General features: G+C 69.7%; 18 protein-coding genes, 1 tRNA gene and 1 riboswitch. Of the genes, 2 read left to right on the top strand and 17 right to left on the bottom strand.

Annotated elements, in window-relative coordinates; all coding sequences use genetic code 11:
• Positions 1–32 precede the first annotated feature (32 nt).
• The 5 genes from EV193_RS12310 to dacB all read right to left on the bottom strand — a co-directional run bounded on the left by EV193_RS12310 (position 33) and on the right by dacB (position 5,100).
• Positions 33–446: a hypothetical protein gene (locus EV193_RS12310; protein WP_130344164.1), complete on the bottom strand. Its 414-nt coding sequence runs from the start codon at positions 444–446 to the stop codon at positions 33–35.
• A gap of 221 nt (positions 447–667) precedes the next feature.
• Positions 668–1,219 carry a hypoxanthine phosphoribosyltransferase gene (gene hpt, locus EV193_RS12315; protein WP_130344165.1) on the bottom strand — a complete coding sequence of 184 codons (552 nt, stop codon included), beginning with the start codon at positions 1,217–1,219 and terminating at the stop codon, positions 668–670.
• Between the two features lie 17 nt (positions 1,220–1,236).
• A complete protein-coding gene (gene tilS, locus EV193_RS12320) occupies positions 1,237–2,199 on the bottom strand; it encodes a tRNA lysidine(34) synthetase TilS (protein ID WP_130344166.1) in 963 nt (320 codons plus the stop codon).
• Entirely contained in the window at positions 2,192–3,283 is a 1,092-nt protein-coding gene (locus tag EV193_RS12325; RefSeq protein WP_207222598.1) for a zinc-dependent metalloprotease, read from the bottom strand. The genes tilS and EV193_RS12325 overlap by 8 nt, the downstream gene beginning before the upstream one ends.
• A 65-nt stretch (positions 3,284–3,348) precedes the next feature.
• A complete protein-coding gene (gene dacB / locus EV193_RS12330) occupies positions 3,349–5,100 on the bottom strand; it encodes a D-alanyl-D-alanine carboxypeptidase/D-alanyl-D-alanine endopeptidase (RefSeq protein WP_130344167.1) in 1,752 nt (583 codons plus the stop codon).
• Between the two features lie 125 nt (positions 5,101–5,225).
• On the opposite strand from dacB, the gene EV193_RS12335 reads away from it, so the two are divergent.
• Positions 5,226–5,723, top strand: a complete 498-nt coding sequence (locus tag EV193_RS12335; RefSeq protein ID WP_130344168.1) for an inorganic diphosphatase — start codon at positions 5,226–5,228, stop codon at positions 5,721–5,723.
• 73 nt (positions 5,724–5,796) lie between these two features.
• Here EV193_RS12335 and EV193_RS12340 read toward each other — a convergent pair whose 3' ends face one another.
• The 10 genes from EV193_RS12340 to EV193_RS12385 form a co-directional block, all read right to left on the bottom strand.
• Positions 5,797–7,404, bottom strand: a complete 1,608-nt coding sequence (locus EV193_RS12340) for an MDR family MFS transporter (RefSeq protein ID WP_130344169.1) — start codon at positions 7,402–7,404, stop codon at positions 5,797–5,799.
• Positions 7,404–7,928, bottom strand: a complete 525-nt coding sequence (locus EV193_RS12345) for a MarR family winged helix-turn-helix transcriptional regulator (RefSeq protein ID WP_130344170.1) — start codon at positions 7,926–7,928, stop codon at positions 7,404–7,406. Before EV193_RS12345 ends, EV193_RS12340 begins: the two co-directional genes overlap by 1 nt.
• Positions 7,929–8,036: 108 nt before the next feature.
• The gene (locus tag EV193_RS12350) at positions 8,037–9,302 is read right to left on the bottom strand and encodes a serine hydroxymethyltransferase (protein ID WP_130344171.1); all 1,266 of its coding nucleotides are present in this window, start codon (positions 9,300–9,302) and stop codon (positions 8,037–8,039) included.
• 29 nt (positions 9,303–9,331) lie between these two features.
• Positions 9,332–9,420, bottom strand: a riboswitch (ZMP/ZTP riboswitch).
• Between the two features lie 187 nt (positions 9,421–9,607).
• Positions 9,608–10,672 (bottom strand): metallophosphoesterase, encoded by a 1,065-nt coding sequence (locus tag EV193_RS12355; RefSeq protein ID WP_130344172.1) that lies wholly within the window; start codon positions 10,670–10,672, stop codon positions 9,608–9,610.
• A 126-nt stretch (positions 10,673–10,798) separates the two neighbouring features.
• Positions 10,799–11,566: a S1 family peptidase gene (locus EV193_RS12360; protein WP_242613318.1), complete on the bottom strand. Its 768-nt coding sequence runs from the start codon at positions 11,564–11,566 to the stop codon at positions 10,799–10,801.
• Between the two features lie 188 nt (positions 11,567–11,754).
• A complete protein-coding gene (locus EV193_RS12365; RefSeq protein WP_242613319.1) occupies positions 11,755–12,600 on the bottom strand; it encodes an ADP-ribosylglycohydrolase family protein in 846 nt (281 codons plus the stop codon).
• A 41-nt stretch (positions 12,601–12,641) separates the two neighbouring features.
• On the bottom strand, positions 12,642–13,442 hold the full coding sequence (locus EV193_RS34075) for a S1 family peptidase (RefSeq protein WP_130344175.1): 801 nt from the start codon (positions 13,440–13,442) through the stop codon (positions 12,642–12,644).
• A gap of 71 nt (positions 13,443–13,513) precedes the next feature.
• Positions 13,514–14,296: an SGNH/GDSL hydrolase family protein gene (locus EV193_RS12375; RefSeq protein ID WP_130344176.1), complete on the bottom strand. Its 783-nt coding sequence runs from the start codon at positions 14,294–14,296 to the stop codon at positions 13,514–13,516.
• A 1,021-nt stretch (positions 14,297–15,317) separates the two neighbouring features.
• A complete protein-coding gene (locus EV193_RS12380; protein WP_130344177.1) occupies positions 15,318–15,884 on the bottom strand; it encodes an NUDIX hydrolase in 567 nt (188 codons plus the stop codon).
• A gap of 151 nt (positions 15,885–16,035) precedes the next feature.
• Positions 16,036–16,109: transfer RNA gene (locus EV193_RS12385), tRNA-Thr, on the bottom strand.
• 110 nt (positions 16,110–16,219) lie between these two features.
• On the opposite strand from EV193_RS12385, the gene EV193_RS12390 reads away from it, so the two are divergent.
• Positions 16,220–17,881, top strand: coding sequence for a hypothetical protein (locus tag EV193_RS12390; RefSeq protein ID WP_207222599.1), 1,662 nt, complete (start codon positions 16,220–16,222; stop codon positions 17,879–17,881).
• A 59-nt stretch (positions 17,882–17,940) separates the two neighbouring features.
• Here the strand turns inward: EV193_RS12390 and EV193_RS12395 are convergent, their stop codons facing one another.
• Complete coding sequence (locus tag EV193_RS12395) at positions 17,941–19,161, bottom strand: DNA polymerase III subunit delta' (RefSeq protein WP_242613320.1); 1,221 nt, start codon at positions 19,159–19,161, stop codon at positions 17,941–17,943.
• Entirely contained in the window at positions 19,158–21,233 is a 2,076-nt protein-coding gene (locus tag EV193_RS12400) for a bifunctional MFS transporter/dTMP kinase (RefSeq protein WP_242613321.1), read from the bottom strand. The genes EV193_RS12395 and EV193_RS12400 overlap by 4 nt, the downstream gene beginning before the upstream one ends.
• Positions 21,234–21,270: the final 37 nt, after the last annotated feature.

Raw genomic sequence — 21,270 nt, forward strand, 5'->3', positions numbered from 1 at the left:
CGTGTACCGAAAAGTCTTGTGCGCCAACGGTTCTACAGGTCGACGCTGGTATCGACCGCGCCGAGCCGCCGCGCGGAACCGGTGTCACGGCTCTGGTAGTTGCGGGTGCACGTCTCGATCGCGCGCTCGGCGGCGGCCAGCTCGTCGAGGTAACCCTGGAGCACCGCGTGCAGCGAGTGCTCACCGCCTTCGCCACGGCGCGCGAACTTCGTGGACATGGCCGTGCCGACCTGGTTCGCGCCGAGGAACGAGCCGTCGGCCCGCACCACGCCGCCCGCCGCGGACCGCAGCAGCGCGGCGACCTCGTCCTTGGCGCCCCTGATCTTGTTGAGCACGCCGCGCACGGCGTCCGGGTCGATACTGACCTGGCCGTTGGCCGCGGCCTGCGCGAATCCGGCGACGCCCTTGCTGATCCCGGACAGGCCGGGAACCTGCTGGCCAGTCACGTCAAAACCCCTTCCGCCCCACCGCGGCCCCCACACCACGCATCGCCCGAGCGTAACTCAGACCACCGTGCCATCAAGCCGGTTCCTGCTAAACCGCTCAAGAAGCTCCCGCGCCCCACGCAGCCGCACCTTAGGGGAACGGGACGGGACTCAGCCACGGTGACAAATCAACCGCAGCGCGCGCTGAAACGGGACAGTACTGGGAAATTCCGGGGAGGCGATCAAGTGTAGACCTTGGGGTTGAGCGTGCCGATGTAGGGCAGATCGCGGTACCGCTCGGCGTAGTCCAGCCCGTAGCCGACCACGAACTCGTTGGGGATCTCGAAGCCCACGTACTTGACCGGCACCTCGACCTTCACCGCGTCCGGCTTGCGCAGCAGCGTGCACACCTCCAGCGACGCCGGGCCGCGCGAGGCGAGGTTCTTCAGCAGCCAGGACAGCGTGAGCCCGGAGTCGATGATGTCCTCGATGATCAGCACGTCCCGGCCGGCGATGTCGCGGTCCAGGTCCTTGAGGATGCGCACCACGCCCGACGACGAGGTCGCCGAACCGTAGGAGCTGACCGCCATGAACTCCAGTTGCACGGGTCGCGGCAGCGCGCGGGCGAAGTCGGTCATGAACATGACGGCGCCCTTGAGCACCCCGACCAGAACGAGGTCGTGCCGGTCGCCCTTGTCGGGGTAGTCGTCGGCGACCTGCTTGGCGAGCTCCGCCACCTTCTCGTCGATCTGCTGCTCGGTGATGAGCACTGAGGCGATGTCGCCGGAGTACACGTGAGCTGGCCTTTCGGTTACGCCGAGGCGGTCAGGCTCAGCCTGCCATGCGCACGTTCGGCCACCAACCCGCCGGGTAGCCATACTCCGCCCTGCCCGCGCCACTCGCCGATCAGCGCGTCCACCGAACGCAGGTGCTGATCGGTCAGTTCGGGTACGCCGGCGGCCAGCAGCCAGCGGCGCAGCACCCGGCGCCGGATCGCCGGCGGGTGTGCCGCCAGCTCCTCGACGTCGAGCGTGTTTCCCTTGTGTGGCACCAGGTTCTCGGCGATCTGGTCCAGCGCGTCGGTGTCCTCGCGCAGTTGGGCGGCGGTGCGCGCGAGGGCGTCGGAGACACCGCCGTGCAGCACGTCCTCGAGCAGCGGGAGCACCTCCGCGCGCAGCCGCACGCGCGTATACGCCGGGTCGGCGTTGTGCGGATCCTCCCAGGGGGTGATGCCGAGGGCGTGACACGCGGCGCGAGTGGTCACCCTCGGCAGGTCGAGCAGCGGGCGTAGCCACGGCGGGTCGAGCGGCCGCATGCCGGCGATCGACCGGGGGCCGGAGCCGCGGCCCAGCCCGAGTAGCACGGTCTCGGCCTGGTCGTCGCGGGTGTGTCCGAGCAGCACCAGCGCGTCCGGCGCGGGCAGCGCGTCACGCAGCGCGGTGTAGCGGGCCCGGCGCGCGGCCGCCTCGACGCCGCCCTTTCCGGTGACGTCGACGCGCAGTACGCGCACCTCGTCCAACCCGAGCTCGCGCAGCAGTCCGGCCGTTTTCTCCGCCACCGCAAGGGATTCCGCCTGCAGGCCGTGGTCCACGATCAGCCCGTGCAGCCTGATTCCGTTACGTGCCGTCACGAATCGGGCGGCCGCGGCGAGTGCCAGCGAGTCGGCCCCACCGGACACCGCGACAGCCAAGTGTCCACTGTGGACAGACGCGTCGACCGCGGTGCGCACCGCCTTGCGAACGGCGGCGACGGCCGGGTCGAGCCTGTCAGTCACGGCTGTGCACGCGGGTGATCCACGCGTCCGGGTCGGCGATCTCGGCGCGCAGCGGCAGCGTGTCCGGCGAGGTCCACACCCGGTTGAAGCCGTCCATGCCGATCGAGTCGATCACGTGCCGGGTGAACGCCGCGCCCGCCGCGTACTGCTTGACCTTGGCGTCCACGCCGAGCAGCGTGCGCAGCAGCCGGTCCAGCAGACCACCGCCGCGCCGCCGGACGGTGAACCGCTCGCGAATCGTGGACACCGTGGGCACGACCGCGGGGCCGACCGCGTCCATCACGTAGTCCGCGTGGCCCTCCAGCAGCGTGGACAGCGCGATCAGCCGGTCGAACACCACCCGCTGCTGCGGCGACTGGAGCAACTCCATCACGCCGAGCGGCCCGCTACCGGCCCGCGACTTGCGCGCCTCGCGCAGCACGTCGGGCAGCCGGCCGACCGCCACCGACGCCGAGTCGTCGAGGCCGGACAGGAACGCGGCGACCTGGCCGGCGAAGTACTCGCGCAGCCAGGGCACGGCGGTGAACTGCAGGCGGTGCGTGCACTCGTGCAGGCACACCCACATCTGGAAGTCCGCGGCCGGCACGTCCATCGCGCGCTGGGCGCCGACCACGTTCGGCGCGACCAGCAACAGCCGGCCGGACTCGCCGTCGCCGTCGGCGGACCCGAACGGGTCGTACTGCCCGAGCACGCGGGCGGACAGGAAGGCGAGCACGAAGCCGGCCTGCACGCCGGCGCCGCCCGCGAGCACGCTGCCGAGGTAGCGCCCGCCCCGGCGATCCGAGGTGGGCAGCGCGCCGTCGGTCAGCGCGGCCAGTCCGTCGGCGGCGGCCTTGATCCACGCGCGCCGGTCGACCACTTCGCCGGGGTTGAGCGGAAGGTCCTGCCCGAGGCCGGTGAGATCACGCACGTGCTGCTCGGCCACCGTGGTGATCTCACGCATGCGGCGCACGGCGTCCTCGGCCTCGGCTCGGGGCACCGCCGGGCCGGGTTTCACCAGGCGCTGGCCCGTGGAGACGGCGACCGACCAGTCGATCGCACTGCTCGCGCCCGTCGCCCGTCGCGCTTCCGTCCCCGCATCCACGTCACCGACGCTACCCGAGCACACGCCGCATTCGCGTTACGGCGTCCGGGTGCACTCACCCTGGGCTAGCGACAACCGCACTGACGCAGCGCCGTGGCGATGTTGTCCAAACCCTGCTTCGTCGCATCGGAGTTCGGGCCGGCACTGACTAGCGCGAACACCAGCGTGCGGCCGTCCGCGTCGAGCACCGTGCCGGCGACCGCGTTGGTACCGGTGAGCGTGCCGGTCTTGGCCCGCACCCAGCCCTTGCCCTCGGTGGACGGCGGAGTCTGGTACCGCTTGGCCAACGTGCCACTGCCACCCGCCACCGGGAGCCCGCCGAGCAGCGGGCGCAGCTTGGCCGTCCTCGGATCACGCCCGTCCGGCGCGGCCGCGACGGCGAGCACCTGGGCGAGCAGGCTGGCCGACACGCGGTTGTTGACCGACAGCCCGCTGGCGTCCGAAAGCTGAGTCGGCCCGACGTCGAAACCGTTGCGCCGCAACACTTCCAGAGTCGCCCGAGCACCACCGGCGAACGACACCTCCTCGCCGCTCACCTTCGCCACCTCGCGCGCCACCGCCTCGGCGAGCAGGTTGTCCGAGGTGAGCAGCAGGTTGTCCACCACCTCCACGAGCGGGGCGGAGCGGACCGTGCCGAGCACCCGCGCACCGGCCGGCGCGGTCACCGCGGCCGACGGCGGCACCTGCGCGCCGAGCCGCTTGGCCAGCTCCCCGGCCACCTGGCGGGACGGGTTGTCGCTGCGCGGCGAATCGCGGAACGCCGGCTTGGTCAGCCGCGCGCCGTCCAGCATCACCGGCACCATCGGCGCCAGGTATCCGCCGGCGATGTCCTGCGGGAACCATCCCGGCGCCAGGCTCGGCCCGGCGTACCGCCCGAGATCCACCAGCACGTTGTCCACCTTGCCGCCGGTGGCCGCCTTCACCTGCGCCACCAGGTCGTCCAGGTGCGCGGCACCCGGGTAGACCGTCTCCTGGCCGGCGGGCAGCGAGGACAGCGTGATGTCGCCGCCGCCGACCAGCACCACCGTGCCGGGCTTGTCGCCCTCGACGACCGTGGTGGTGAACTGGTAGCCGTGGTCCACCGCGAGCAGCGCCGCCGCCGAGGTGAGGACCTTGGCGGTGGACGCCGGGATCATCGGCGCGCCACCGTTCTGCTGCCACAGCACGGTGTTCGTCGCCGGGTCGATCACCGCGCCGGTGAGCGTGCCGAGCGCCGGGTTCGCCGCCGCCGGCCCGAGAGCCGCGCTCACCCCCGGCCCGGTCGGCGTCGGCGCGGCCGGGTCCAGCGCGCGCAGCGCCGGGGTGAACTCGATCGGCGCCGGGGGCGGCGCGACCGGCTGCGGGCTCTCGTCGTTCTTCGAGACCAGCCCCAGCTTCTCCTTCACGCCGGGCACGCCGAACACCACACCGGCGCCGGCACCCGCGATCAGCACCAGCACGACCAGCACGATCAGCGGCTTGCGGCCGCGCCGGCGGACCGGCTCGTCCACCTCCACGCGCGGCTGCTCGCCGGTCGCCTCGATCCGCATCGGCGCGGCCCGGTGCGGATCACGGGCCGCCTCCGGCCGCGGCGGCACCGGCACCTGCCTGGCCGGCTGCGGTTCGCGTGGGGGAATGGGCAGCCGAGTGGTCTTGTTGCGGTCGGTCGGCACGGGCAGGCGCATCGTCTCGTGGCCCGGCGCCGGCACGGTGGCCTCGCGATCGGGCGCGGGCACCGTCGGCTCCTCATCCCTGCCGCTGCCCCCAGTGGCGTCCCCAGCGATGTCCTCGTCGTCGGACGGCCACAGCGGACTGTCCGACTCGCTGCGCTCGCTCAAACCCGTGGTCTCCGATCCGCCCGTGCGAACATCACATCGATCCCAGGGCTCATCAGGCCAATCGGGACCAAGTCGTGGTCCACACTAGTGGCGTAACGAGCAGAGCCGACACGAGCGAGGACGGCGTGGAATTCAACGTCACCATCGAGATCCCCAAGGGCGAGCGCAACAAGTACGAGATGGACCACGAGACCGGCCGCATCAAGCTGGACCGGACGTTGTTCACCGCGACCCAGTACCCGGCCGACTACGGGTACGTCGAAAACACGCTCGGCGAGGACGGTGACCCGCTCGACGCACTGGTGCTTGTGCAGGAGCCCACGTTCCCCGGCTGCCTGATCCGCGCCCGCGCGATCGGCATGTTCCGGATGACCGACGAGAAGGGCGGCGACGACAAGGTGCTGTGCGTCCCCGCCGAGGACCCGCGCACCGAGCACCTGCGCGACATCCACCACCTCGCCGAGTTCCACCGCCTGGAGATCCAGCACTTCTTCGAGGTGTACAAGGACCTCGAGCCCGGCAAGAGCGTCGAAGGCGCCAGCTGGGTCGGCCGCACCGAGGCGGAGGCCGAGGTCGAGCGGTCCTACCAGCGGCTCAAGGACTCCGGTCTGACGATGCACTGAAGGTGACCATCTGACGCGACGGCCCCGCACCCGAATTCGGGTGCGGGGCCGTCGTGTTCCCCGGTCAGAATGCTCAGACCGCTGCCGCGGCCTCCTCGGCGGCCCGCTGCGTGCCCGACTTGTCGGACAGCTTGACCTCCTTGAGGAACCACACCAGCGCGAACGCCACCAACATCACGAACCCGCCGGCGATGAACACGGTGTCCATCGCGCTGGAGAAGCCGTCCAGAATCGGGCGCTTGTTCACCGGATCGAGGTGGTTCAGGAACGACGTGTCGTTCAGGTCCAGCCCGGCGCCAGGAGGCAGCTGCGGCAGGCCGGCCGCCGCCCGTGCCGCCGCGATCCGGTCCGGCACGACGGTGAACAGGATCGACAGGAACACCGCGGTGCCGAACGTCCCGCCGATCGAGCGGAAGAACGCCGACGACGCGCTCGCCACGCCCATGTCGCTCAGCGGCACCGAACTCTGTGTGGCCAGCAGCAGCGTCTGCATGCACAGCCCGAGCCCGAGCCCGAACACCGCCATCATCAGCATCGGCAGGACCAGCGGCGAATCGGTGCCGAGCTGGCCGAGCAGGAACAGCGCCAGCGCCAGCAGGCCCATCCCGGCGATCGGGAACGCACGGTAGCGCCCGGTCTTGGAGATGACCCGCCCGCTGAGCGTGGCCGAGACGATGATGCCGACCATCATCGGCAGCATCGTCAGCCCGGACTCCGTCGGCGAGACCCCCTTCACGATCTGCATGTACAGCGGCAGGCTCGCGAACCCGCCGAACATGCCGACACCGAGGATGAACGACAGCAGGTTGGCCATCGAGAACGTCGGGTGCCGAAACAGCCGAAGCGGCAGCAGCGCCTCGTCGCCCATCCGCCGCTGCACGTAGACGAACGACGCGAGCCCGAGCAGGCCGAGGCCGTACATGATCAACGAGGTGACGGAACCCCAGCCCCACTCACGTCCCTGCTCGGCGACGAGCAGCACCGGCACCACGGCGAGCGTGAGCGTCGCGGCGCCCCAGTAGTCGACGCGGTGCTCCACCCGCTTGTGCGGCACGTGCAGCACCTTGGTCACCACGATCAGCGCGACCAGCGCCACCGGCAGGTTCACCAGGAACACCCAGCGCCAGCCGGTGATCCCGAGGAAGGAGTCGGTGCCGGCGAACAGGCCGCCGAGCACCGGGCCGAGCACGCTCGCGGTGGCCCACACGCTCATGAAGTAGGCCTGGTACCTGGCGCGTTCCCGGGGCGCGGTGATGTCCCCGATGATCGCGAACACCAGCGAGATCAACCCACCGGCGCCGAGGCCCTGGATCGCCCGGTACAGGGCGAGTTCGTACATCGACGACGCGATGCCGCACAGCAGCGAGCCGACCAGGAAGATCGAGATCGCGGTCAGGTACAGCGGCCGGCGACCGTAGATGTCCGACAGCTTGCCGTAGAGCGGTGTCGTGACGGTCATCGTGATCAGGTAGGCCGTGGTGGCCCAGGCTTGGATGGTCTGTCCGTGCAGTTCGTCGGCGATGGTCTTCAACGCGGTGGACACGATCGTCTGGTCCAGCGCGGCGAGCAGCATGCCGAGCATCAGCCCGGAGATCACCGTCAGGATCTGACGGTGCGTGAGTGCGCCCTCGGCGGGTGCCGAGGGTTCCTCGACCGCCGTGGCGGCGGGTGTATCCGACATCAGTTCTCCCCTTCGGAGCGCGCCTGCGCGACGCGCTCGGCCAAGATGTCCGGCAGCATGCGCTCGTAGTCGTCGGCGAATCGTTCGAACAGTTCCGCGAACCGCGTCCGGTCCTCGGCCGGCCAACTCGCCACGATCTGTGCGATGGCCACATCGCGCTGCCGGCGGTGCCGTTCGAAGAAGGCCAGTCCCTGTTGTGTAGCAGCAAGCACCGACGCTCTACCGTCCGCCGGATCGGCCTGACGCTCGACCAGGCCCTCTTTGACCAGGTGAGCGACCTGTCGGCTGATCGTCGACGGATCGGTGAAGAGCGCTTCGGCAAGCGAACTGGACCGCTGAGGTCCGCCGTTGACCAGCGTCGCCAGCAGCCCGAACGAGGCCTGCTCGAAGCCCTGCTTGCTCAGTTGCGCGGCGGCGCACGCCATCTGCCGCTTGAGCCGGACCATGGACTGGCCGATCGCGTTGGCGGTGGCCAGGTCGGCCTTGCTCGGCTCGTCCGTTTTGACCGTCGTGCCGGAATTCATTGCATGCACCAATCAACTAGTTGCTGTGCACAACTATCCTCTTGGGCGTGGGTTAGTGCAAACGAATTACCTGTGACTCCGCTCGCAGCGGAATCCGGCTCGATTCGGTTACGCGGTGTAGCCAGGCATCGGGTAGCCGGCCAACAGCTCGCGGATCTCGGCGGCGATCCGCTCGATGGCCGCCTCGTCCCCGGCGCCCGCCGCGGTGACCGCGCCGTCCATCCACTCGGCGACCTTCGGCATCAGATCCACGTCCAGCCCGCGCGTGGTGATCGCCGCGGTGCCCAGCCGGATGCCCGACGGGTCGAACGGCTTGCGCGGGTCGAACGGCACGGTGTTGTAGTTCAGCTCGATGCCCGCACGGTCCAGTGCCTGGGCGGCCGGCTTGCCGCCGATGCCCTTGCTGGTCAGGTCGACCAGGATCAGGTGGTTGTCGGTGCCGCCGGAGACCAGGTCGAAACCGCGCTCCAGCAGTGCCGCGGCGAGTGCCTTCGCGTTGGCCACCACGGCGTGCGCGTAGACGCGGAACTCGGGCGTGGCCGCCTCGCCCAGCGACACCGCGATCGCCGCGGTGGTGTGGTTGTGCGGGCCACCCTGCAGGCCCGGGAACACCGCCTTGTCCAGCGCCTTGGCGTACTCGGCGTCGGAGAACACCATCGCGCCGCGCGGCCCGCGCAGCGTCTTGTGCGTGGTCGTGGAGGTGATCTGGGCGTGGCCGACCGGCGACGGGTGCGCGCCACCGGCGACCAGACCGGCGATGTGCGCGATGTCGGCCACCAGCACGGCGTCCACCTCGCGGGCGATCTCGGCGAACGCCGGGAAGTCGATCGTGCGCGGGATCGCGGTGCCGCCGCAGAAGATCAGCTTCGGCCGGTGCTCGCGGGCCAGGTCGCGCACCTGGTCGAGGTCCACCGTGCCGGTCTCCTTGGCCACGCCGTAGCGCACCGGGTTGAACCACTTGCCGGTCGCCGAGACGCCCCAGCCGTGGGTGAGGTGCCCGCCGTCCGGCAGCGCCATGCCCATCACCGTGTCGCCGGGGTTGGCCAGCGCCATGTACACGGCGAGGTTGGCCGGCGAGCCGGAGTAGGGCTGCACGTTCGCGTGGTCGACGCCGAACAGCGCCTTGGCCCGCTCGATGGCCAGCGTCTCCACCTGGTCGATGACCTGCTGGCCCTCGTAGTAGCGCTTGCCCGCGTAGCCCTCGGAGTACTTGTTGGTGAGCACCGTTCCGGTCGCCTCTAGCACCGCGGTGGAGACGTAGTTCTCCGAGGCGATCAGGCGGACCTTCTCGTACTGGCGCGTGGCTTCGGCCTCGACCAGTCCGGCCAGCTCGGGGTCGGCGGCGGACAGGTGGGAGATCGCGGGCTCGTGCATGGGTGGCCTCCTGCGCAGACGTGACTCGGCGGAGGCGCCCAGGCGTACGGCATCGCTCCGATTCGGTCGCTCCCCGGTGGTCGGTTCCACCCTGAACACGCCAGTCGCGACACCCGAACTCTAGTGGCCGCGCCGCACGCACACGACACGGCTGCGACTTGTCCGAAACTTGGCGACAACGCCATTCATGTTCCGCGTACTTTAGCCCGCTAAAGTCCAGCGGCCGCAGCAAAAGTGCAGGTCAGGGAGGGGTGCACGAATGAGCACGATGGCGTGGGCGGGCCGAGGGGTCACACTCACGGGCGCTAGCGGCGGGTGGTCTGGGTGTGCGCGAGTGTCGGCGAGGAGGAGGCCGGGTCGACCGTGTAGGCGTCCAGGACCACCTCGGTGTCGCGGATCTTCATCACCATGAACCCGAGGCTCGAGAAATCCTGCCAGAAGTACTTGTTCGTGATTTTGCTGTCGCCGCCGCCCGTTTTCGCGGCGGCGCCGCACACGATTTGCTGCGTTCCCTTGTATTCGGCCGCCGTGTCGAGAATCTGCGACGTGTGGTCGTGCCCCGAAAGTATGAAATTGGCCCGCCCGCAGACGATTTCCTCGTACAACTTCTTCGCGTGGATGCCGCTGATGTAGTTGCCGATCGGAATGCCGTCGTACTCGCCGGCGTTGCCGTGCTTCCCGTTGTTGCGCAGCGGGTGGTGCGCGAACACGATCTTCCAGGTGGCCTTCGACGCGGCAAGGGACCGGTCCAGCCACGCGCGCTGCTCCCGGATGAACGGCCCGTCGTAGGTGTAGTACGGGTCGGTCTGCATCACGTACGAGGTCAGCGGCGTCGTGTCGATTCCGAAGAATTCGACGACCGGGTCGGCGGCCGGCAGCGGCACGGAGTAGTAGCGGCTCGGCATGTACCAGCGGCGCGAGCGGGAATGGTATTCGACCTCGTGGTCGCCACGCCTGGGCCACCCGCCACTACCCGGAATAATTCCGCTGCAATCGTGATTCCCCAGGACCATCAACCACGGAACGTCGATTCCGGCGTTAGGGTTTTCGAACTTGCTGGCGAACTCGTCGTCGTCGCCGGACTCCGGACCGTTCTCGTAGATGTTGTCGCCGAGACCGATCGCCAGCGAGATGTTCTCCCGGTCGTGAATCTGCTTGGCCGCCCGCGCGACGGCCCACTGCCCGGCCTCTCCGGTTCCGGCGTCACCGGTGATCAGCACGTTCAGCTCACGGGTGGTCGGCAGTGGAAACCGACCTTCACTCGCCGCGGCCGGCCCTCCGGGAAGGGCGAGCACGCCGGCGGCTGCCGCGAGGGCGCCCGTGCCGACGAAGAGCTCGCGGCGGCTGATCGATCGCCCGGTCTGGTCCATGCGCCCTCCTGGTGAGCCCGACCGAGTACACCCGACCGACCGGAACGATTTGGCTCCACATCCTGAACGTGAAGTGAATTCAAATCAAGAGCCGGTCGGGCGGGTGTCGATCGTCAGGGTCGATCATCAGGGAAGGCCGTCGAGCGCCTTCTTGATCTCGGCGTGCAGGAAGCTCACCTGGCCGTAGACACCGGGCTTGCCGGGCCGGGCGCAGCCCTCGCCCCAGCTGACGATGCCGACCACGGTCGGCACGTCACCGGCAAGCTGGACCATCGGGCCACCGGAGTCACCCTGGCAGGTGTCCACGCCGCCCTGGTCCATCAGGCCGGCGCAGATCTCGCTGTCCTTCACCAGGTCGGAGTACGCACCGGCGCAGGTCCCGTCGTCGACGAACGGCACCTTGGCGTGCCGCAGCTTGGTCTGCTGTTGCCCGCCTTCCCTGTCGGCGCCCCAACCCATGATCTGGAACTCGCCCTTGTCGCCGTCGGCCGTCTCGGCCATCTTGATGGTCTTGGCGTTCGCCACGGGCTTCGCCAGCTTGATCAGCGCCCAGTCACCGGGGCCGACACCGGGGCCCGCGTGCACGTAGGCCGACTGGGTCTTCACGATGTTGGGGCTGTTCAGATCGACCGATCCGGTCGACGCGGTGATCGAGGTGTCCTGACCGGTGCCGTCGACGCAGTGCGCGGCGGTCAAAACCACCTGTTCGGTGATCATGGCGCCACCGCAGCCCATCGAAAGACGGACAATGTACGGATAGGCACCCTCCGGCGCCGGATCACCGCCGACGACGTTGACGCTGACGTCGCCGGGCTGGTTTCCGTAGGTCACGCCGGGTTCGGCCTGCGCCTGGGCGGGCACCCCGACGGCGACGGCAAGCGCACCGCCCGCCACCAGGGCGAACAAAGATCTCCGGATACGAGTCCCTCTTGTCATGATGCGGTACCGCCTTCTTCGGTCGGATGGGAACCACTTCCGCGCCTCAAAAAACGATTACCCCGATCAATTCTCCGGCACCACCTACTTTGGTAGGGCCGGCCTATTAACAGGTATCCCAGAACTGGATCACCCGTCGATTCGAATCAGCGCAATTCGAGACCGCACCATTCCGGCAGCGGCTCGCAGGCAGCACGCCACTCGGCCGGAATGCCGTCGAGCGTCACCCGCGCGGCCACGATCCCGCCGACGATCGCGCACATCGTGTCCACGTCCTCGGATACCTCGGCCGCCGTGGTCACCCCGCCCGCGAAATCGTCGAGGTGATGGGCGACCAGCCACAGCGCGAGCGGGACGGTGTCCATCGCGCTCACCCGGCCGCCGGTGCCGAGTACGCCGGCGGCCTCGCGCGCGTCGGCCCCGATCAGGTCACCGGCGCGCCGGATTCCGTCGCGCACCTCGCTGTCCGGCACGTGGGGGGCCACCGCGTCGAGGAATGCCGCCGGGTCGCCGTCCGTCGTGGTCGCCACCGCCGCCGCCACGGCCACCCCGACCGCGCCGGCCACTCCTTCGGGATGCGTGTGCGTGACGCGCGCCGACGCCGCGGCCTGATCGACCACGTCATCGAGGCTGGTGCGGAACCACACGCCGACCGGAGCCACTCGCATGGCCGCGCCGTTGCCCCACGATCCGTTGCCGCCGAACGCGTCGGCCGCCACATCGCGCCACGGCTCGCCGGCACGCTGGCGCAGCAGCATGCGCCCGGCGCCCGAGCCGTAACCGCGGTCGGGGTCGTAGTGCTCGGCGAACGACGCGGCCAGCACGTCCTGGTCGATCCGGCCGTCGCGGGCCAGCACGGCGTACACCGAGCAGGCCATCTCGGCGTCGTCGGTCCACCGCCACGGCGGCGGTGTCGGTAACACGGCTTGCTCGCCGTACGCGTCACCGACCGCCAAGCCGACCAGACTGGCCACCACCGGATCACCCGCCACGACCGAGAACGCTATCGCCAATCCGGCCGCGCGTAACTCCTTCAGAGGGAGTTGATCCCGGTTGTCTGCCGGATCCACTGCCGCCAGGCCGGTACGTCGACGTAGATCGCCGGTGCGTTGCCGGCGTTCATGACCCGGGACGCGGCCCCGGTCAGCTGCCATTCGCCGTTGACCTCGCGCGCGGCGGGCCCGCCGGAGTCGCCGAAGTGGCTGCCCCTGCCGGTGTTCCACTCGCCGACGCAGTTCTCGACCGTGAAGTGAACGGCGAGCAGTGCGCAGTCGATGTCGCCGATGGTCCGCGTGTCCAACTGGTTGAGCATCACCGGAAGCGGGCACTGTTTTCCGGCGCAGTCCATGCCCCAGCCGAGCACCCTGGTCGGCCCGGTGGCGGCACCGTCGGCGGCGATCCGAATCGGCGCGTTGCCGACCGGCGCCGCCAGCCTCAACAGCGCGATGTCGGTGCCGGCCGTCGGAATCGGGTTGGGTGCCGGCCGCTTGACCTCCGCGATGGCGATCATGGTGCCGCCACCGGTCCGGTCGGCGCTGCCGAGGCGCAGTCGCATCAGCGCGGGGTCGATCGGGATGTCCTTGACGACGTCCACGGTGTTGGCGCCCTGGATGACGCAGTGCCGCGCCGTCACGGCCCACTCCGGGGCGATCAGCGAGGCCCCGCACCCGTGCGTGAACTCCCCGGTGTTCGTCTTGTACTGCAAGGACCCCATCCACGATGGCGCCTCCGCGGCCGGCTGCCCGCCGACGACCGCCTCCGCCGCCACGGTCAGGCCCAGCGACGCCGCCACCGCCACACCGGCAACGGCCCCCAGAAGTCTCTTGTACCGCATCGCCACCCCTTGTCCGGTCTGTGAAGACGGGGCGACTCTAGCGAGCTAAGAACACCAGTGTCTATATAGACTCACGCGTTGGCGCGCACCGGCAGCAGATCGGGGCGCTTGGGCAGGAACCCGTCACCCGGCGAACGGCCGACCATGCGGTTGCGCAGGCGCGACCAGGCGACCGGGACGACCTCGCGGAACAGCCAGTCGACGTCGGCCGCCCTGGCCCGCAGGCCGGTCGTCAGGGGCGGGCTGGCCAGCGGCGCGAGCCAGGACTCGTCGTACGGCACGCCCAGCCGGTGCAACAGGTACGCGGCGAGCCTGCGGTGTCCGGCCTCGGCCAGGTGCAGGCGGTCGCGGCCGAAGTACCGAAGATCGCGGGCCGCCTCGTCCGGCCACAGGTCCACGACCAGCGCGCCGTGCCGGGCGGCCGAGTCGTGGATCGCCTCGTTCAGGGCGATGATCCGCTTGCGCAGACGCGAGCCGACGGGTAGCCGGGACACGTCGCTCAGCGTGAAGGTGACCACCGTCGGGGCGGTGTCGGTGAGCATGCGCACGGCGCGATCGACCCGGGCGGCCACGACGTCGGCACGCCAGCTACCGGATAGCACATCGTTGCCGCCACCGAACAGGGCGACCAGGTCAGGGCGCAGCCGGTCGAGTGCGGGAAACTGTTCCTCGGTGATCTGATCCAGCCGGCGCCCGCGCACGGCCAGGTTCGCGTACCGCAGCCCGGGGTTCAGCTCGGCCAGCGCGCCGGCCGTGAAGTCGGCCCAGCCTCGGTAGACCCCGCCGTCCGGGTGCGGGTCGTCCAGGCCCTCGGCGCAGCTGTCACCAACCACTACAAACCGTTGGTACCGCATTCACGCCCCGTTCTCTCATCGTTCATCGCGACGCCATTGTCCACGATTTCCCGACGAGAGTCGGCCCCGGCCCGCCAAGCCGGTCGTCCGGGCTACCCCGCTGGCCGCCATCCTGCTCACCACTGCGCGACCGCCGCCACGCTGTCATCCTTCGTTCGCGCGCGACGAAGCTCCACGCCGATCTCGCAACCGGGCACGCGGTGACCGGCATGGCGGACGCTGCCACGAAGTACCCAAAAGAGACTCGCGCGTTCGCTCATCCAACAGATAAGAAACAGACCACCTTGTAGGCAGATTGAGTGATAGTTGGTGGCAGTAGTCACGCCAGCCGCACGATCGACTCTTTTGAAGTATCCAGCGCTTGCAGGACGGATCGACGACCCGGATCGAATGGTCGTAGGATCTACCCTCCGCGTCCTGTTCAAGCGCCAACGAATACATCGGCTCGGGCATGTTACATTTCCGACTTCAATGTTGAATCAGAAACTCTGCCCGGGTTCACCGCATACCGTTCCATCACGTGGTGCACTGGTGTGCGGACGGGGTCAACGCATCTAAATACACACGTTCGAAATCACTACTTGTCAGAAGTGGCTCCGAACTTTGTATTTCGCGGTTTGACAGGAAACTGGGTCGGGGGGCACACCCACTCCATACCTGGATCCTTCATGCAGGGACATGTAGAAAAACTGCAGCCTCGGCCAAGGCTGCATCAGAAGCGAATACCCGTAGGTAAAGACCAAGATGTGGGCAAACGGGTACCACGCCGGCGAGTGGGACGTGTAACCGCAGCCAATTGATGGTAGGGTCATGACACATGAAACGACTCTGGCCAAAAATCCGACCGGTCGTGATCTTTATCGTCATTCTCGCCGCACTAGGTGTCACACTCGGGTTGCTTGGCGCAGTGGGCGAGGTCGAGGTGGCTCTAATGCTGGTCGCCGCGCTAGGTGCCACAGTCGTTCTGGAGCGCTTCCTCAGAATTCGGAACCGTAGTCGAACTTCGCCGTAGACGGCGGCGTCAAGATATCGAAGGCGTGCCTCCGAGCGAGGTTCCAAGGTAGTACAGAAGCGCGATAAGTGTGCCGGATCCGAGCAACTCTTGCCGTCGCGCAAGCTCAACGACGCGATTGAGCGGGACCCATTCGATGCGGCCGGTTTCCTCGGTGTCGGTCGGGTCGCCGATGTGTTTGGCGGCGCGCCACAGGTACACGTCGACCGGTGCTGTGACCTGTCCCGGCAGAGGCTCGAAGCTGATCAGGTGTTCGGGCGCGCCGAGGGGCTGCCAGCCGCTTTCCTCGACAGCTTCACGGGCGGCGGTGCCGACGGAGTCTTCGCCGTCCTCGACCATTCCGCCAAGCAGCTCGTAGCCCCACTGATCGGTCGGGAAGCGGTACCGCCACAACATCAGCACTTCGTCGCGATCGTTCACGATCAACGCGATCGCGATCCGCGCGAGGTGCACCACGTGGTACTCCCACCGCTCACCGTTGGGCGCCCGCACGTCGGCAAGGCCCACCTTCACCCATCGGTTGTCGTAAACCAGACGCTCGCCGAACCTCCGCCAAGCCCCGTGTTGATCAACCACAGGCGCAGCCTACGAACGCGCGCAGCGCGTGAGTAAGGCGCACCACGCTGGAAGGTGCCCCGGTAGGAACGTGGGGGTCTGGGGGCTCGGCCCCCAGAAAAGACGCGAGCGACGTGGTCTGCGCTTTCCGCAGACACACGTCGCCTGAGCGAGCCGCCTGAGGGAATCGAACCCTCGACCTTCTCATTACGAGTGAGACGCTCTGGCCGACTGAGCTAAGGCGGCGAACGCGCCATAGTCTAGCGGTATGTCGCGCGTCACCCGCGACGACCGTCGTCGTTAGGCAGGTGTGCTGGTCATGTGGCCAGCGCACGCTCTCCGAGGAGGACCCGTCGATGCGCAGACGGTTGCCCGTCGCCAAGGCTCTGCCGCTGACCGCCGCGCTGCTGGCGCTGGCCGCGGTACCCGCCATGGCCCAGCCGCCGGTCACCACGCCGATGCCGACGAACGGGCCCGGCGAACCGCCGGTATCCGCACCGATCGGCCCGCAGCCGCTCGGCCACGCGGTCGGTGACGCGGGCACCGGGCTCGGCGTCGTGCGGATTCTGCCCAACGCCGTACCCACCAACACCGCTTTGCCCGGCTACGGCGAGAAGCTGCCCAAGCAGTCCGCCGCCGAGCTCGGCTTCGGTCTCTCCTCCGCGCAGGCCAACTCCGAGTCGCTGCTGGCCCAGGAGCGGGCGATCGCGCAGGCGTCTCCCGGCGGCATCGCCGTGCAGGGCCAGTCGCCGCAGGCACCGGGCACGATCGCGCAGACCGCACTGCCGGACAACCCCGAGCCGACCAGCTTCGGCCTGAACCCGCCGTCCAGCCCGCTGGACGCGCTGATCAAGGTCAGCGGCCTGAACGGCCGGGTGCACGCGCGCTGGAGCGAGACACTCGGCCCGTGCGTCGGCACGATCTCCGACGCGTCCACGTCGGTCGCCTCGATGTCCCTGCTGAACGCGATCCCGACGCTGCCCGGCGTGCCGGACCTGACCGGCGTGTTCGACAGCCCGAAGCTCGACCCGGCCGCCGACCAGCAGATCGTCGACGGACTCAAGAAGCTGGCCGGCCCGCTGAGCACGCTCGGCGGCATCCTGTCCGGCCCGGGCAACGCGCAGGCCAACGGCAACGGCTCGCTGCTGAGCCTGCCGAACACGATGAGCACCCGCTCGGCCGTGCAGCTGGTCGACATGCCGGGCACGCCGAACAAGGCGGTGCGCTCGACCTCGACACTGCAGGTCGCCTCGATTCGCCTGCTCGCCGGCACCCCGTTCGAGCTGCAGCTCAACGTGGTCAGCCAGCCGACGCTGCAGGTCACGTCCACCGGCAACGCCAAGACCTCCACGGTGAACTACATCGCGCCGTTGATCGAGGTGAAGCAGGGCGGCAAGACTCTCGGCAAGCTGGACGCGGCGAACCCGAAGATGGACATCCCGGTCGGCGTCCCGCTGCCGGGTGTCCCGAACGTGCCGAACCTGCCCATCATCGGCGACCTGCTCGCCAACGGTCAGCGCTTCATGGACATGGCGAGCCAGGGCCTCAAGCGCCTCGACCTCGGCGTGCTGCGGCTGAGTGTTGCCGGCCTCGAGCAGAAGTCGCTGCAGCTGACCGAGCCGTTCAAGGCGTTCAACATCGGCGCCACGGCCCGCATGCTGGACCTGCAGCTGCTGCCGACCGACGCGCTCGGCCTGCCGGGCCTGCCGTCCGCGCTGGCGCAGATCTCGCTCGGCGAGCAGATCGCCAGGGCGGCCGCGCCCGAGGGTGGCGTGGTGTGCGGCACCGTGTACCCGCCGGGTGGCGAGAAGCCGCCGCCTCCGCAGGGCGCCCCGCCACCGCCGCTGGCGTACACCAACGCCGCGTACCAGGCGGTGCCGATGTTTTGGACCGGGTCCGTGATGCTGCTGCTCGGCGTCGTCCTGGTCGCCGCGCTGCCGAACCGCCGCCGGCAGCCCGCTCGGATTCGGGTCGGCCAGCGTCCGCCCAGCCCGAAACCACGGCCGCACGCCGATTGACCCCCACATAACTGACCGGGTCATCGCCCCACGCGGATGCGTCCGCGTGGGGCGGTGAGTCACATTGGCCGGTAGAGCCTGGTGACCATTGCCTCCACGGCGATGCGCGGTTTCACGTTCAGCTCCAGCGCCTCCCGGCAGGCGAGCACGGCCTCGAGCCTCGCCAGGGTGGACTCCGGCGACCAGGACTCGGCGGCACTCGCGGACTGGCCGGCATGGTCGGGATGGTTGAGCACGGCGGGTGATCCACTCCGGGTGACCAGCACGTCCCGGTAGAACCCGGCGAGGTCGACCAGCGCGAGGTCGAGCACGTCGCGCTGGGTGCGGGTGGCACGCGACTTCTGCCGCCGCTCCAGCTCCTTCTCCGCACCCTTGGCACCACGGGTCGCCGCAGCGGTGCCCTTGCCGGTGCCGCCGGCGCCCATCGCGGTGCGCAGCGCGTCCAGCTCGGCCTCGTCCCGCTCCTTGCTGACCTCGGCCGCGTCCGTCTCGGCCGCCTTGACCAGCGCGTCGGCGCAGTCGAACACGTCGGCGAACCGGCGCAGCCCGAGCGGGATGCGCAGCACCGAGGCGCGGCGGTCGCGAGCGGCGTCGTCGGTGGCGAGCCGGCGCGCCCGGCCGACGTGCCCGCCGGACACGGAGGCGGCCCAGGTGGCCAGCTCCGCTTCGATGCCGTCGCGGCGCTGCAGCACCTCGGCGATCGACTCGGCGGACGGCGTGCGGAGGTTGATCGTGCGGCACCGCGAGCGGATCGTCACCGACACGTCGTCGGGGTGGTCGGACGGCGCGCAGAGCAGGAACACCGTGCGCGCTGGCGGCTCCTCGACCGCCTTGAGCAGCGCGTTCGCCGCACCTTCGGTCAGCCGGTCGGCGTCGGCGATGATCACGACCTGCCAGCGGCCGGACGCCGGGCGCCGCGCGGCCAACTGCACCAGCGCGCGCATCTCGGCGACCGAGATCGACAGCCCCTCCGGCACGACCACCCGCACGTCGGCGTGCGTGCCGGCGAACGTGGTGCGGCAGCCGCGGCACTGCCCGCAGCCGATGCCGTCGGTGGTGCACTGCAATGTCGCGGCGAACGCGCGCGCGGCGACCGTGCGGCCGGATCCGGGCGGTCCGGTGAACAGCCACGCGTGCGTCATCCCGCTGGCGTCACCCGATCCGTCGATCAACGCGGCGGCGGATCGCGTGGCGGCGGTGAGCGTCTCGACGGCGTCTGGCTGGCCGACCACGTCGGCCCACACCGCGCCGATCACCGGGTCGTTTACCGGGGCGGTCACCGCCGGGCCCGCCCGTTCGGGCGTTCGGCCGCGGCGAGCACCTTGCGGCCGACGCTGGTCGCGGACACGGCGGTGCGCACACGCGCGCCGACCTCGTCGGCCTGACCGTCCGCCTCCACGACGACGTAGCGATCGGGATCGGACGCGGCCATCTCACTGAGCAGATGCTGCACGCGCCAATTGTCCTCGCCTGCTCTCGCGCCCGGCATCGCACCCGGGTCGGTGTCCAGCAGCACGGTGACATCGGGGCGCAACCGGGCGGTGGCCCAGTCGGACAGGCCCTCCAGCTCCTCGGGATCGAGCCCCGCCGCGGCGGACAGGTGCGCCAGCGGGCTGTCCACGTAGCGCTCCATCACCACGATCGCGCCGCGCTCCAGCGCGGGCCGGATCTGCCGTTCCACGATGTCGGCGCGCACGGCGGCGGCCACCAGAGCCTGCGCCCGCGCGCCGGTGAGCGACGCGCTGTCGAGTACTTGGCGCAGCCGCTGGTCGTTCAGCGCCGGATCGCTGGCCAGCACGATCTCCCGCTTGCCGGAGCCGCGCAGCCAGTCGGCGAGCAGGTGCGACTGGGCGGCGGTGTCCGTACCCGCGTTGCCCTCGACGGCGATCAGCAGGCCGTCGGTGGACCGGCGGACCTTGCCCCGGATCGCGGCGAGCAGGTCGACCAGGATCGACTCGCTGCGCCGGTCGTCCATCTGCCGGTAGGCCACCACGCCGAACAGCGCCGCCAGCACCCCGGCACCGACCAGCACCGGCCGGGTGCCGTCGACGATGATCTCCTTGCCCCACACGCTCATGTGCCGCGGCTCGACCAGCCCGACAAGCAGCGGCACCATGCCGGTCGCGCCGAACAGGATGATCTTCATCATCGACTGGTAGATCGCGTTGATCCGGCCGCGGATCGAGTCCTCCACCTGCGTGCCGATGATCGTCACGCCGGTCAGGAACGCCATGCCGGCACACACGCCGACCAGCGCGACGGCCGGCAGCGACACGGCGAGGTGCGGCGACAGCGCCACCGGCACCAGCAGCAGGCCGGCCAGCACGATGGAGATGCCGAACAGCCGGTTGTGCGGCAGCCGGCGGGCCACCTTGGGCAGCGCGGCCATGCCGGTGCCGAGGCCCACGAACACGGACGCGAACAGCAGGCCGAACGCCGCCTCACCGCCGAGCAGGCTGTTCGCGTACAGCTTCACCGTGCCGACCACGGCGCCGGCCGCGGCGAGCGCGCCGATCATGCCGATCAACAGTCCGCGCACCAGCGGTGTGGTGCGCACGAACCGGGCGGCGTCGCGGATCATCTGCCAGAACCCGGCCGGCTTGTCGGCGTCCTCGGCGGAGGTAGTGGGGGTTGGCGCGCCGGTGTCCCGGCGGGACAGCTCGGGAATGCGAGTGGCGATCAGGATCGCGCTGACCAGGTAGGCCGCGCCGGCCACCATCACCACGATCTTGGCGATGGACAGCGCGTCGACCGGAATGCGCAGGTTCGGCCCGAAGCCGGTGATCAGGGAGTACAGCCCGGCGCCGGCGAGCACGGCGATGCCCCAGGTCATCACCATGCCGAGTTGGTTGGCCGTCTCCACCTGATCGCGGCGGCGCAACAGGTTGGGTACCGCCGCGTCCTTGGACGGGATCCACATCATCGCGAAGCTGCCGACGAAGAAGTTCGCGATGAACAGCCACAGCGGCGTGCCGACCACGGCGATCGACACCAGGAACGCGCACCGCCCGAGGTCGCAGATGACCATGATCTTGCGGCGGTCGAACCGGTCGGCGAGAATCCCGCCGAGCGGCGCGAAGAACAGTCCGGGCAGCAGTTGGGTGAGCACCACACCCGCGAACGAGAAGCTCTGCGCCCGATAGGAGTCGACCATCTGGGTGACGAGGCCCGTGAGGGCCAGCAGTGATAACCAGTCGGCGGCACTACACAGGAACGTCACCGCCCACAGCCGCCGGAACGGCCGGATGGCGAGCACACCCCGCACCCGGTGGGTCAGCGACGCGTCGGACCCCGCCGGCGCCAGAGCGCTGGCGGAGCCACCAAGGTCCGCACCCCCGCTGATGCCATCCACCCCATCTCTGCGCGGTCGGCGAGACCAGGGTAGCGGG

Origin of the sequence: Herbihabitans rhizosphaerae (genome assembly GCF_004216555.1) — a bacterium.
Classification (GTDB): Bacteria; Actinomycetota; Actinomycetes; order Mycobacteriales; family Pseudonocardiaceae; genus Herbihabitans; species Herbihabitans rhizosphaerae.